At 35.0% G+C, this 14645-nt stretch carries 12 protein-coding genes; 3 read left to right on the forward strand and 9 right to left on the reverse strand.

Going from position 1 to position 14645, the window contains the following annotated elements; translation table 11 throughout:
* Positions 1-56: 56 nt before the first annotated feature.
* On the reverse strand, positions 57-2885 hold the full coding sequence (locus H7350_RS05145; RefSeq protein WP_204344787.1) for a TonB-dependent receptor: 2829 nt from the start codon (positions 2883-2885) through the stop codon (positions 57-59).
* Positions 2886-3002: 117 nt separating this feature from the next.
* Positions 3003-4277 (reverse strand): hypothetical protein, encoded by a 1275-nt coding sequence (locus tag H7350_RS05150; RefSeq protein ID WP_204344788.1) that lies wholly within the window; start codon positions 4275-4277, stop codon positions 3003-3005.
* A 200-nt stretch (positions 4278-4477) separates the two neighbouring features.
* Here H7350_RS05150 and H7350_RS05155 point away from each other — a divergent pair, with 200 nt between their 5' ends.
* Positions 4478-5821 (forward strand): deoxyguanosinetriphosphate triphosphohydrolase, encoded by a 1344-nt coding sequence (locus H7350_RS05155; protein WP_204344789.1) that lies wholly within the window; start codon positions 4478-4480, stop codon positions 5819-5821.
* Positions 5822-6051: 230 nt separating this feature from the next.
* The gene (locus H7350_RS05160; protein ID WP_204344790.1) at positions 6052-6225 is read left to right on the forward strand and encodes a hypothetical protein; all 174 of its coding nucleotides are present in this window, start codon (positions 6052-6054) and stop codon (positions 6223-6225) included.
* Here H7350_RS05160 and dxs read toward each other — a convergent pair.
* On the reverse strand, positions 6203-7981 hold the full coding sequence (gene dxs, locus H7350_RS05165; protein WP_204344791.1) for a 1-deoxy-D-xylulose-5-phosphate synthase: 1779 nt from the start codon (positions 7979-7981) through the stop codon (positions 6203-6205). The genes H7350_RS05160 and dxs overlap by 23 nt on opposite strands.
* 22 nt (positions 7982-8003) lie before the next feature.
* Positions 8004-8888, reverse strand: a complete 885-nt coding sequence (locus H7350_RS05170) for an energy transducer TonB (RefSeq protein WP_204344792.1) — start codon at positions 8886-8888, stop codon at positions 8004-8006.
* Between the two features lie 79 nt (positions 8889-8967).
* Between H7350_RS05170 and H7350_RS05175 the strand changes: the two genes are divergently transcribed.
* Positions 8968-9417 (forward strand): nucleoside deaminase, encoded by a 450-nt coding sequence (locus H7350_RS05175; protein ID WP_204344793.1) that lies wholly within the window; start codon positions 8968-8970, stop codon positions 9415-9417.
* A gap of 156 nt (positions 9418-9573) precedes the next feature.
* On the opposite strand, the gene H7350_RS05180 is transcribed toward H7350_RS05175, so the two are convergent.
* The 5 genes from H7350_RS05180 to aspS form a co-directional block, all read right to left on the reverse strand.
* A complete protein-coding gene (locus H7350_RS05180) occupies positions 9574-9765 on the reverse strand; it encodes a cold-shock protein (protein ID WP_040252334.1) in 192 nt (63 codons plus the stop codon).
* Between the two features lie 223 nt (positions 9766-9988).
* A complete protein-coding gene (locus tag H7350_RS05185; RefSeq protein ID WP_204344961.1) occupies positions 9989-10603 on the reverse strand; it encodes a MarC family protein in 615 nt (204 codons plus the stop codon).
* A gap of 32 nt (positions 10604-10635) precedes the next feature.
* Positions 10636-10872: a hypothetical protein gene (locus tag H7350_RS05190; RefSeq protein ID WP_204344794.1), complete on the reverse strand. Its 237-nt coding sequence runs from the start codon at positions 10870-10872 to the stop codon at positions 10636-10638.
* 20 nt (positions 10873-10892) lie between these two features.
* On the reverse strand, positions 10893-12671 hold the full coding sequence (locus H7350_RS05195) for a chloride channel protein (protein WP_204344795.1): 1779 nt from the start codon (positions 12669-12671) through the stop codon (positions 10893-10895).
* A gap of 123 nt (positions 12672-12794) precedes the next feature.
* The gene (gene aspS, locus H7350_RS05200) at positions 12795-14549 is read right to left on the reverse strand and encodes an aspartate--tRNA ligase (RefSeq protein WP_204344796.1); all 1755 of its coding nucleotides are present in this window, start codon (positions 14547-14549) and stop codon (positions 12795-12797) included.
* Positions 14550-14645: the final 96 nt, after the last annotated feature.

The raw sequence follows: 14645 nt of genomic DNA on the forward strand, positions 1-14645 counted from the left end.
GAAAAAAAATCCCAACCATTTGGTTGGGATTTTTTTTGACTAAACTTAAACTAACTTTAAAATTTATAAGAGTATCCAAGAGAAATTTCTGTTCCTGGTTCTCTTAAAGAATATATTTGGTTTTGCGCACCAAATGATTCAAAATCACTTTCTCTTTTACTGTTTAGAATATTTGTGATTTTAAAATCTATTGCAGATTTTTTGTCTTCACCAAATGCTTTATTTAATGTGAAATTTAAACTGTTAAACGGTTGTGTGTAAACATCTGGTACAAGACCAATACCAACAACCTGAAGTGTTTCACCTTGTACATTGTAGAACAATCCTGTTTGTAATCCTATATCAGAATTATTGTAATCAAATCCAAAGTTAATCACATAAGGAGCCTGACCTTGCAGGTCACGTTCTCTTTCAATAGTTTCACCATCTCTTGCTGCCAGTTGACGACTTGTGAATTCATCCTCAGACATCGTTAATTCTGATTTGGTGATCGAGATATTTGTGGTAAATTTTAAATTTCTTAAACCTTCAGAAATAAAACCTAAACGTTGTCTTAGTTCAAATTCAGCACCATAAACTTTAGCATTACCTAAGTTAGCAACGGTTAATTGTGTTGGTGCTTGTAAGAAAAATGACTGTTCGATAGGATCTTTAAAATCTTTGTAAAACCCACTAATAGCAAACATTTGTCCGTCTTCACCAAAGCGCTCATATCGCAAATCAAAGTTATTGACATAAGTTGGTACTAAATCAGGTTCACCAATAAAAAGTCTGTTTGTAATAGGGTCAAAGATTCGAGCTGTTGACGATTCTTTAAACGAAGGTCTTGCTGTTGTACGCGAATAAGATGATCTTATGTTCGAATTATCTGTAACCGCATAAATTAAGTTTGCTGACGGAAATATGTCAAATTCATCTAAAATCAATTCTCGGTCAAAATTCCTTTCATTGTTTTGTCCCGTGTAAAATGAAGTAAAGAACTCAGTACGAACTCCTAAAACAGATTTTAATTTTTCGGATACATTAAATTCTGCTGAAACATATGTAGCTCCAATATTCTGTTCACCTTCATAAGAATCAATGGCGTTAAACTGATCACCAAAAACTAAGTAAGTTCCTGAATCTGATGTTGGATTCCAGAGGTTTTCAGAAGCGAGTAAGTTATCTGCATTACCATCAGCGATAAATGCATCATCACCTTGAATATTGAAGGTATAATCATCAATACTAAAATCTCTAAACTTGTAAGTATAAGCACCACCAAATTTAATTTTTGCAGGTTTTCCGAACATTTCTACTGTTTTGTCAAAATCTACTTTTCCAGCCCAGTTTTCTTCAATTAAATTTCTCCAAAGTTGAATTGGGAATGTCGAAGCAGAAGGGCTCACAAAAAACTGACCTTCTCCAGATTCCTGAAACGGAGTGATTCGGTGAGCTTTATCCATCACTTTAGAAAATGTTGGTGATAATTTCCACTCTAAATTAAACGCGTTTTCATCATTACTTAATCGGTGTTGACCACTAAACAATATGTTGGTAATAGAGCGTTCGGTATACGTTAATGAGTTTTTAATTAAAGGCTCAATACCACCACCTACACCATCTTGAGAGATGTTTTGCTCAAAAAAACCAGCAGTAGATTCTCCATTTTGAATGTGTAATACATTTGCTTTATACTTAGCTTTGTCTGTCTTGTAAGTAAGGCCAAGCATTCCATTTACAATCACGTTATTGATCCCTTCAGAACCTCTGGAGTCTAAAACAGAGTTTAATTCTTTTTCAGAAGCATCATTAAAGTTTTTTACATAAGCACCATCATTTCTATTTTCATAAAATGTGGTTTCGTTTTTATATGAAAATGAAGCTTGGTATCCTATTTTGTTATCACCAACTTCATATTGGTTGCCTAATGTAAAACCTAAATCGAAGTTCATTCCACTTGTCTCTTGTTTCGCTTGAAGTTCCTTTTGAAATCTATCGGTTAATGATGTTAACAGTAATCTGTTTTCAAAAGTTCCTGGAATAGGTTGGTATCTGTTAATCGGTAAATTTCTGGTACCATCGTCAAATCCTAAGAAGTCAGTGTCACTTCCTGTATAGGTTAAATATTTATCATTAAAGTGCATATCAGGATTGTATCCTGTGCCTAATGAAATTGTATATTCTGGTTTTGTTGGGAAATCTTTAGTTACAATGTCAACAATTCCTCCTGTAAAATCTGCAGGATATTCGGCAGAAGCCGATTTCAGAACAATAACGTTATCTAAGATGTTTGTAGGAAATAAATCCATTTGAATTGTATTTCGGTCTGGATCAAGACCAGGAATATCAATACCATTTAAAATAGATTTTGTGTATCGGTCTCCCAATCCACGAACATAGACATATTTTCCGCCTTCAATAGACACACCAGGAACACTTTTAACAGCGCTTGCAAGATTACTCGCTCCAGAGCTTTTTATAGATTGAGCAGATAATCCATCCATAACGACTGCAGATTTCTTTTGCATATTCAATACAGCACTTTCTGTATTTCGTTTTACACTAGTCGTTAAGATGATGGTGTCAAGTGAATTGGTTTCTAAAGTGACATCTAAATTAGTGACTTCACCAGCTTTAATTACAACATCACTAATTTCTTGTGTATTATATCCTACAAACGAAAATATGATGGTGTACGTGCCTGGATCTAATTCTAACTCGTATTTACCATCAAAATCAGATGTAGTTCCAGTGGTTGTGCCTTTTATTAAAATGTTGGCAAAAGCCATAGGTTCAACAAACTCACCATCTATAACATTTCCTGCGACTGTACCTTTTTGAGCATTAGCAAAACCAACACATACTAGTAAAAGCAGTAGGAGTGAGACTATTTTTTTTTCCATAATTAGTTAATTATCTAAACCATACTACTCGTTAAAAAGTAGTTAACGAGTAGTAGTTTATATTCTGTTAGAGTTTTCTTGACTTAATAAACACTGTGGGTTAACATAGGGTTTCAATTAGAAACCTAAGCCACCAGCAGTGTTAGAGTATGTCCAAGCTAACTCAGAAGTAGTAGCTCCAACTGTATTTGAACCTTGAGTTACTGCAGATGCAGTAGATCCAAACCCAGTAACTGTTACTGTTTCGGCTTTATTTACAAAAATGCTGTTTACATCAGTTACACCTGATGGTAATACGATTTCCCAAGTTCCAAATATTAAGTCACCATTATTGTAGTTTGTAGCAACACCATCGTTATCTAATTCAACATCAGAAGATGCTTTAAATCCGTAAGCGTAAACATTGTTTGTTGTACCTGTAGCACCACTTCTATAATCAGCATATTCACCATTTTCTGTAACGGTGTTACCAATAATTGTTGCATTTAATAATGTAAATGAACCAGTAGCAGAACCTTCTGGGCCATCGATTTCAAAAGCATGATCAGAGAAATCTCCTAATACTACTACTGCATTGCTGATTGTACCAGAATAAGCCTGATCGATGTCTAAAGCATCATCTCCTTGAGCCCAAACTAATAAGTTAGAAGCGTCAACAGTTCCTCCGAAAAACTCAATACCGTCATCAACGTTGGCAACAACCTCAATGTTATTGATAATTGTTCCAGTTCCAACACCACCAAGTGTTAATCCGTTAATTTCGTTACCTTCTCCAATTAAAGCACCACCATGACGAATAGAGATGTAAGACAATACTCCAGAGTTATCTGCTGCATCAGTTCCTCCGTATAATCCAAAAGTATCATCAGCAGGTATACCTTCAATTTGTGCTTCAGTAATATCACCAGAGAATGAACAAGGTGCATTACCTAATACTAATAATCCTCCCCAAAGACCTCTGTCATTTTCATCTAAATTAGTTCCAGCAGTTTCACCACAAGCGATATTGTCACTAGTTGATGTAAAGATAATAGGTGATGTAGCTGTTCCTACAGCGTTAATTTTAGAACCTCTAGCAATGATTAATGCTGAAGCTAAAGAACCAGTTCCAGGTGTTCCTTTAATAATAGTTCCGGCTTCAATAGTTAATGTCGCTCCATTATCTACTACAACTTTTTGGTTTAACTGATAAATATTATCGTTAGTCCAGGTTGTGTTTTCAATAATAGCTCCTGTTACAGAAACTGTCGGACAATCTTCACCATTTCCACCACCATCATTATTATTGATAATTGTAGTTTCTTCAATTATAATTGGTGTGTCGTCATCTTTGAAACATCCAGTAAATACTAAAGATGAAGTGATTAATGCTGATAATACTAATTTTTTCATGATATTTTTTTTAAATATTTTTATGTTCGTTTAGTAATTGTGCAAAGATGATGTCATTATGTAAAGTTTAAGTTAAGACCACATTAAACCTAAATCATAAAACTGTTAATTCAGTGTTACGGAATGTTACTTATTTTTATGAGTAGTAAACATTAAATTAACATTGAAATAGTTATCTTGCTGTTGCTTAAATCACAGCTATGAATTGGGAACAATTACTCTCCTTAAAACGATTTGGAGACACTCACAAACGCTTAAGAAAAGAACAAGATGAAACACGATTAGGGTTTGAAGTTGACTATGATCGTATTATTTTTTCTTCTGAATTTAGAAGCCTTCAGGACAAAACTCAAGTGGTTCCGCTATCCAAAACCGATTTTGTACATACACGATTAACACATAGTTTAGAAGTTAGTGTGGTTGGTCGTTCTCTTGGAAGACGTGTAGGACAAAAACTTTTAGAAAAACATCCACATTTAAGAGATGTTCACGGCTATCAGATTAATGATTTTGGTGCTATTGTTGCAGCTGCTGCTTTAGCACACGATATTGGAAATCCGCCTTTTGGTCACTCTGGTGAAAAAGCCATAGGTGAATTTTTTAAAACTGGTGATGGACGCTATTTTGAAGATCAATTAACCAAAAAGGAATATGAAGACCTTTGTAGCTTTGAAGGTAATGCTAACGGATTTAAAATATTAACCGAAAGCCGACAAGGTCGTATAGGAGGTTTAAGATTAAGTTATGCTACTTTAGGCGCTTTTACAAAATACCCTAAAGAATCACTCCCAAAGAAACCAACACAACATATAGCCGATAAAAAGTATGGTTTTTTTCAAAAAGACAAAGCTCTGTTTCAAGATGTTGCTAATGAGTTAGGTTTGGTGAAAAGAGGAAACGATGACAGTATTAGTTACTGTCGTCACCCATTAGTGTATTTGGTTGAAGCAGCTGATGATATATGCTATACTATTATTGATTTTGAAGATGGTATTAACTTAGGACTTATTCAAGAAGAATATGCATTAGAATATCTCATAAATCTAGTCAGAGATTCTATACAAACTAAAACGTATAATGCACTTTTAAGTACTCAAGACCGTTTAAGCTATTTACGCTCTTTAGCGATTAATACTTTAATTAATGAGGCAGTTGAGCTATTTATGACTCATGAAGAACGTATTCTATCGGGCGAGTTTTCAAAAGCATTAATGGATTACAGTACCTATGAAGCTCAAATAAACGATATTATTAAACTTAGTATATCTAATGTATATCAATCTGCCGAAGTTTTAGATAAAGAAATTGTTGGTTATAAGGTCATAGATGAGCTTTTGAGCGTTTTTTCAAAAGCGGTTGTCAACAATTTAAAAGGAGAACTGTCTAATTTTGACAAACTTATTTTAAAATCTATTGAAAGTCATGTCGACTTGACGAAAGACAATGTTTATGATTGTTTGGTATCTGTTTGCTTTTATATTTCAAAAATGTCAGATAGTAACGCTATGCTTACGTATCAAAAATTAAAAGGAAATCACTTGTAATTTAGCGAATTAGCAAAAATAAGTATCAAGTATTGGCGTTTTGTTAATATAAGTGTTGATAATTATTTAGATACTGAAAAAAACTCAAGTAAATAAGTGAGATATTTGATTCATCTAAAGTAGGTAGCTCATGGTGAGCTATTTTTTATCGCATGCATTTCATCGATTAAATTTGTGTTTAAACGATAAATGACTATATTTGTTTAACCTAATCTTTTAAACCTACACAGATGAAAAAGAATATTCTTGGAGCCGCAGTCATTTTTTTTGTAACTCTTGCATTTTTATTAATGTTAGATGATATTACAAGTAATGGTAACCCTGAAACGCAAATTAACAATGTTGAGGTATATGATTTAGATAATCAACAACCTGATATTGCTACGACTGACGAAGAGCAGTAGAACGAAATAAAATACTTAAATTTTCAGCATCAATCTTAACCGATTGATGTTGTTGTTTTATAGAGGCATGTTCGATAAATGTATCAGGTATTCCAAGAGTTTTCACTGGAACAGTATAGTTGTTTTTAGAAGCAAATTCTAAAATTGAACTGCCAAACCCTCCTATTAATACACCGTCTTCAATCGTTATAATCTCCTTATAAGTTTTAAAAATGTGATGTAATAATTTATGGTCTAATGGTTTAACAAAACGCATATCATAATGTGATATCATACTGTTAGTCTTACTCATGTCGATGGCTTCTGCTACGTTATGAGATATAGAGCCAACAGATAAAACAGCAATAGTACTTCCTTTTTTTAGCTGTATACCTTTGCCTATTTCAATTTCAGAAAAAGGTTGCTTCCAGTTTATTGTATGACCACGACCTCTAGGATAGCGAATGGCGATAGGATGTTCTAAACCATTTTGAGCGGTAAACATTATGTTGCGTAATTCGACTTCATTTCGAGGCGCAAAAATAATCATGTTAGGGATGCATCTTAAATATGCCAAATCATAAATACCATGATGCGTTGCGCCATCTTCACCAACCAAACCCGAACGGTCTAAACAGAAAATTACTGGCAGATTTTGAAGGGCTACATCATGTATCACCTGATCATAAGCACGTTGTAAAAATGTGGAATAGATATTACAAAACACAGTTAAGCCTTGAGTTGTCATTCCGGCGGCTAAAGTGACCGCATGCTGCTCGGCAATACCAACATCAAAAGCTCGTTCTGGAATTTGTTCCATCATATATTTTAATGAACTTCCGGTAGGCATTGCAGGCGTGATCCCAACAATAGATGTGTTGTGTTTTGCAAGCTCAACAATAGTATGCCCAAATACATCCTGAAACTTAGGAGCCTGTTCGATGGTTGACTTTGGAAGGAGGTCTCCTGTAACCGAATCAAATTTTCCTGGTGCATGATATTTTACCTGATCGTCTTCGGCTTGCTTTAAACCTTTTCCTTTTGTGGTAATGACATGAAGAAATTTAGGCCCTTTAACCGATTTTAAACGTTCCAATTCTGAAATTAATTCCGGTAAATCATGACCATCTATTGGACCAGAATAGTCGAAATTTAAGGCCTCAAAAATATTGTCTTGTCGTTCTTTCCCTTTTTTAACATTAGTTAAATATTGCTTTAAAGCGCCAACACTTGGGTCAATTCCAATAGCATTATCATTTAAAATCACTAATAAATTTGCCTTGGTAACACCAGCATGATTAAGACCTTCAAATGCCATTCCACTAGCGATAGACGCATCTCCAATGACAGCAATATGATGCCTATGTTCACCTTTTAATTGAGATGCAATGGCCATTCCTAAAGCCGCCGAAATTGAAGTAGAGGAGTGTCCGACGCCAAAAGTATCATAGATACTTTCATCTCGCTTAGGAAATCCGCTAATGCCATCGTGTTGTCTGTTGGTATGAAAGATGTCCTTTCTTCCTGTTAAAATTTTGTGACCATAAGCTTGATGTCCTACATCCCATATCAATTGATCTTTGGGTGTATTAAATACGTAATGTAAGGCTATTGTAAGTTCAACAACACCAAGACTTGCACCAAGATGCCCTTCTTTGGTTGCCACAATGTCAATAATAAACTCACGTAACTCTTTAGCGAGTTGAGGTAACTGGTCTGGATTTAAAAGTTTTAAATCTGAAGGGAAATCGATATGGTCTAACAGTCGTTTTTGCACCACACAAAAATACGAGAATTAATTAGTCTTCGATATCAAAGGAGATAGGCAAATTAAAAATTAAATCAACTGCCTGACCTTTATGTTTTGCGGGTTTAAACTTCGGAAATAGATCAACTACACGCCTAGTCTCTTCCTCTAATTTTGGATGAGGAGACCTGATTTTTAGATGTTTAACTATGCCTTCTTTACTTATATTAAACTGAATATAAATGCGTTGCCGTCCTGATAAGCCTAGGTTTGAAGCAATATGTGTATCAAAATTTTGTTTTACAATATCACCTAATCTTTTGTTGAAATAAGTTTTAATTTCTTGATCTGATTGCTGCTTTGGAGCGTCTACGAAATTCGGTTTTTCATCCACGGCATGCCACGACATTGGCGCATTTGGATCAACTTCTTCAACGATTATCAGGCCATCTACAATGGCGATATCTCCCATAGTCACGATTTCAGGAGGAGGACAATGAGGTGGTTTGTTTTGTATTATAATGCTATCTTTTTTTGTAGAGGCTTTGAGTTGAGATGAGTCGATGATGTGTTTAACAATTTCAACACGTTCTATTTTTTTTGATTGCCCTTTGTCATCAGAACAATTGAATAGCGTTGTTCCCATGGCTAATAATAAAGCCAACAGGAATAGTTTATGAAAAGTTAATTGTTGTTCGAATACCGTTTCTGAAATCTGTAAATTGAAGGTGTCCAATTGTTTCTGTTTGATATGTCCGCAAATACGTTGGTGTTTATTTTTATGAATAAACTCTTGGATATCATTAGTATCCATTTGGGTAAAATCGACAACTGTTTTTGAGCAGGATTGGCAAAAGCGTCCTTTGTCGTTAGGTGTCATTGTAGACCAGTTTTCGTGACAGGGTTTTGGGATAGTAATAGAATAGCGAGGTTTCATCGTTGAGTGATTTTTAGAATAGCATCAAATGTCTTGCCATGTTTGTGTTGAAATCATTTAGAATTGTATTTTTACAGCTATGGAAAATCCTTTTGACGACACCTATTACATGAAAAAAGCTTTATTAGAAGCTGAAGATGCTTTTGAAAAAGGAGAAATTCCTGTTGGAGCCATTGTGGTTATAAACGATCGTATTATTGCAAGAGCCCATAATTTAACCGAGCTTTTAAATGATGTCACAGCACATGCTGAAATGCAGGCAATTACTGCAGCAGCTAATTTTCTTGGAGGAAAATATCTGACGAATTGTACTTTATATGTGACTTTAGAACCTTGTCAAATGTGTGCAGGTGCTTTGTATTGGAGTCAGATTTCTAAAATTGTATATGGTGCCAGAGACAAAGAGCGTGGTTGTATTGCATTAGAAACGAAGTTGCATCCAAAGACTAAAATGGTTGGAGGTGTTTTGGCTGAAGAATCTTCTGCGTTATTAAAACGCTTTTTTATTGAAAGACGTAATTTGAATTAAGACTTAATTTGCGTTAAGGATGGAGGTATTGTTGGAGCTCCTTGAAAAGAGCGACTACCGAGAGCCTGACTCTCTGAAGCTTTCAGTGAGGAGAGTAACGCACAAAAAAAACGTCTAACTTTCGCTAGACGTTGAAACTGTAATAAAGTATATCTCTTAGAGAACTTGCACGTTAGCGGCAACCATCCCTTTTCTTCCTTCTTCTTCGTTGTACTCTACACTATCGCCTTCACGTAACTCAACACCATTAAGGTTTGATACGTGTACGAAAATGTCTTTTCCTGTTTCGTCGTTGGTAATGAATCCAAATCCTTTTGAATCATTGAAAAATTTAACTGTTCCAGTCATTGTAAAAAAATATATTAATTAAGCTACAAATGTACGGCATAAAATGATGCCATGTGTTAAATAATCGTAATTTTTTAAATATTTGATACTTAATAGTTTAAAAATATAAAACGTTTAGGTTTAAATTATAACAGGTTCATTTATTGTTCATCCTGTTATCATAACGCAGCATAAATAAAATACTGCCTGGTGAAAACATATGCATAATTAATTTTAAAATCTTTTATTTTAACACGATGAAAAAGTCTTTTAAACCTGTTAAAATACTTTGAACGGCATAGGCTGCCAATATCAATCCCATCACTTTACTAATTACGGTAATTCCATATTCTCCGATTCGCTTTTGAATCAAATTAGCAGCAAGTAAAATTAACATTGTAATACTAACTACAATTAAAACTAATCCTGTAGTTATAGCTTGCTGTTCGATAGTGTAAATATTATTATCGGTTAATAAAACAACTGCCATTATAGCTCCAGGAGATGCTATCGACGGAATAGCTACAGGGAAAATAGTAACGTCTTTATAATTATTAATTAAATGTTTTTCTGACTCTGGTTTACCTTCTCCAAAAATCATTGTTAAGGCAAATAAAAATAATATAACACCACCAGAAATTTGAAAGGCATCTAAAGTTACTTCCATGCCTTCAAGAATTAGCTGTCCAACTACTATAAAAAATAACAGAATGAGAAATGCGATAACTGAGGCTCTAATCGCTACCTTTTTCTTATGTCTTAGATCTAACTGTTTTGTGGCTTCTAAATATACAGGAACTGAGCCAAGAGGATCAATTACGGCTATTAAAAAGAAAATTTTTGTAATAATTTCTGCAATCATTGAGTTAATGTCTCGTTTTTGTATAGGGTTTAGTTGGTTTTGTTTTTCTGATTTTCTCGCATCTTATCAAGGTTTTCTTGGGTTAACATATAATCTTTTATGTCTTTATGTTTCCAGCGTTGATACCCAAATAACGGAAATACAACAACAAAAAGTCCGATAACGCCAAAGCCTATAAGTTTTTGTGAGTATGGTACGTCTAATACATAACCACAGATAATACTAGCAAGTGATGCGATTAAAGCGATAAGAGTAATATATTTCATTTATTGTTTCAATTCTAGTTTTATGATGTAAAATTAATCAACTCACGTCGATAAGCTGTTAGCAATTTAGACTTTGAAACAAAACCGTAATATTTTTTATGTTTTATTACTGGTAGATTCCAAGCTCCTGTATCCTGAAATTTTTTCATCACTACTTTCATAGAATCTGTTTCGTAATGAATATGTTCTGGTGGACTATGCATAAAGGTTTCTACTGAAGTTGTCGTATAAAGCGACTGGTCAAACATAACAGTTCTAATATCATCGAGTAAGATGATACCAACAAGGTGCTGGTTTTCATCTACAACAGGAAATAAATTCCGACTTGATTTAGCAACACCTTGATGTAGCATATCACCAAGTGACATATCGGGATTAAGGATGGTAAAGTCTTGCTCAATAACACTATCTAATTTCATCAATGTTAAAACTGACTGATCTTTATTGTGTGTTAACAAAGCTCCTTTTTCGGCGAGTTCTTTTGTATAAATGGTATGATCGACGGCATTTTTAGTAATAATAAACGACATTGAAACGGTAATCATTAAAGGGACAAACAATTGATAACCTCCCGTAATTTCTGCAATTAAGAAAATAGCAGTTAAAGGTGCATGAAGTACACCTGCAATAAGTCCAGCCATACCTAAAAGCGTAAAATTAGATTCAGATACCTGAAACCCTAAACCGATATTATTGATGATTTTTGCGACTACATTTCCTAAGGCGCTACCCATCACCATCGTTGGTATGATAATTCCACCAGCACCACCAGCAGCAAAGGTCGTTGTCATGGCAACAGCTTTAAAAACAGTAATTCCTATGAGTAATGCTATGACTACCCAAATATTATCGAGATAGTCATCAAAAGGCGTTTTACCTAATGCGTGCAAGTGATTGCCGTCCAGAAGGTCATTTATAAATCCGAAACCTTCACCATACAATGGCGGAATAAAATACAGCATCACACCAATGGCCAAACCTCCAACAATAAGTTTTTGTCCGTTGGTTTTAAACCGTTCAAAAAACTTATAAACGGCAAAGTATATTTTAGAGAAATAGATGGAAGCGATTCCGGTTCCAATACCTAAAATAATCAAAAACATGGTGTCTTTTAATGCAAAAGGTGTTGCCACATTATAATTGAACAATACCCCATTTCCGAGGAAAAAATAAGAGGTTAATACCGAAGACACTGAAGCGATTAATAATGGTAATAAGGAAGCGAAAGTCAGATCGAGACTAAACACTTCTACGGCAAAAATAATAGCAGCAATAGGCGACTGAAAAATAGACGCAATAGCACCAGCTGCAGCACAGCCAATTAATAGAGTTCTTGTTTTTCTGTCGACGTGAAATAATTGGCCAATATTAGAGCTTACAGCAGAAGCCGAAGCAATTGCTGGACCAAGTAAACCAACCGAACCTCCAAAACCAGCTGTTAAAGGCGCTGTAATTAAAGGCAAATACATTTTGCTTCGCTTGAGGAGTCCGTCTTTTTTTGATAATGAAAATAGGATGCTTGGAATAGCATGTTCTACCTTTTGTTTGGAGACGTATTTCACAAATAAGTAAACCAGCCACAATCCGATAACTGGTAGAATAAAATAAATACCTTTATAAGAATTGATAATACCTTTTGAAAGTATCCATTCAATACCATAGGTGATATTTTTAATGGTTACCGAAACTAATCCCGAAAGTAAGCCAATAAGAATTGCCAGTAGAAACACAAAGTTTTTTTGCGAGATGTATTTATACCGCAAAATGAGTAAACGCTTTATGAGGTTTTGGGTTGGCATAGATTAAATCTACTAAAAAATCCTGTCAAAATACACAGAAGCCTAAGCAAAGATGTAAACTTAACTTAAATTATTAATCTAAAATTATGAGATGCTGAACCAAGTTCAGCATGACAAAAAAATTTATGATTTTAAGTTAAGTTTTAAACTCAACTCTGTCAATTGCTCCTGATCAATTGGAGCAGGTGCATCAATCATGACATCTCGACCATTATTATTTTTTGGAAACGCAATAAAATCGCGAATGGTCTCTTGTCCGCCAAGAATAGCTACCAGTCGATCTAATCCAAAAGCGAGTCCACCATGAGGAGGCGCACCATATTGGAAGGCATCCATTAAGAATCCGAATTGCGCTTTAGCTTCTTCAGGAGTAAAACCTAAGTAATCAAACATTAAGGCTTGTGTTTCTTTATCATGAATACGAATTGAACCACCTCCAATTTCATTTCCGTTAAGCACTAAATCGTAAGCATTCGCTTTTACAGCTCCAGGATCGGTTTTTAATAATTCTATTTGTCCAGGTTTTGGAGAGGTAAACGGATGGTGCATCGCATGGTAGCGTTCGGTGTCTTCGTCCCATTCTAAAAGCGGGAAATCCATAACCCAAAGTGGCGCGAATGTCTTAGGGTCTCTTAATCCTAGACGTTCAGCTAATTCCATACGTAAAGCACTCAATTGCGCTCTAACTTTGTTCGTAGCTCCTGAAAGTACACAGATTAAATCCCCTGATTTTGCACCAGTCACTTCAGCCCATTTTGCTAAATCGTCCTGGTCGTAGAATTTATCTACGGAAGACTTATAAGTTCCGTCGTCATTGCATCTACAGTACACCATTCCTAAAGCGCCAACTTGCGGACGCTTGACCCAATCAATGAGTTTATCAATCTCTTTTCTAGTATAAGAGTTTCCACCAGGAACTGAAATTCCAACCACTAATTCGGCTGAATTGAAGACGTTAAAATCTTTATGTTGAGCGACAGCGTTTAATTCGCCAAATTCCATTCCGAAGCGAATGTCTGGCTTGTCATTTCCATAGAGACGCATGGCATCATCATAAAGCATTCGTGGAAATTTTTCAACCTCTACACCATTAACTTCTTTTAATAAATGACGTGTTAATCCTTCAAAAGCGTTTAAAATATCTTCCTGTTCTATAAAGGCCATTTCGCAGTCAATCTGAGTAAATTCAGGTTGTCTGTCGGCACGTAAATCTTCATCTCTAAAGCATTTTACAATCTGAAAGTATTTGTCCATTCCTCCAACCATTAATAGTTGCTTGAAAGTTTGAGGTGATTGTGGAAGTGCATAAAACTGACCTTCATTCATACGAGAAGGCACTACAAAATCACGAGCTCCTTCAGGTGTTGATTTGATTAAGTAAGGTGTTTCAACTTCAATAAATCCTTCTTTAGATAAATAGTTTCTGACTTCTTGAGTTACTTTATGTCTAAAAATCAAGCTATTTTTTACAGGATTACGACGAATATCCAAGTAGCGGTATTTCATTCGTAATTCTTCACCACCATCAGTATCGTCTTCAATAGTAAATGGAGGTAACTGCGCTTCGTTCAATATGTTTAATTCTGAAACCAAGATTTCAATATCACCTGTAGGCATATTAGGGTTTTTGGAAGCACGTTCGATGACGTTTCCTTTGACCTGAATGACGAACTCACGGCCTAAGTCCTGAGCTTGTTTCATCATGTCTTTAGAGGTGCGTTCTTCATCAAAGACCAATTGTGTAATGCCGTATCGATCGCGTAAATCGACCCAAACGATAAACCCTTTATCTCTTGATTTTTGAACCCAACCTGCAAGGGTAACTTCTGTATTGATGTGTGATGCTCTTAATTCACCACAATTATGACTTCTGTACATATCGAAATTTTAATCGTGCAAATTTAATGAAGTTTACTGAGTATTAAATAAAAAAGCCTCAACAATTGTCGAGGCTCTTTTCGCTATTAATCAAAC

Origin of the sequence: Psychroserpens algicola, from assembly GCF_014526325.1 — a bacterium.
Lineage (GTDB): Bacteria > Bacteroidota > Bacteroidia > Flavobacteriales > Flavobacteriaceae > Psychroserpens > Psychroserpens algicola.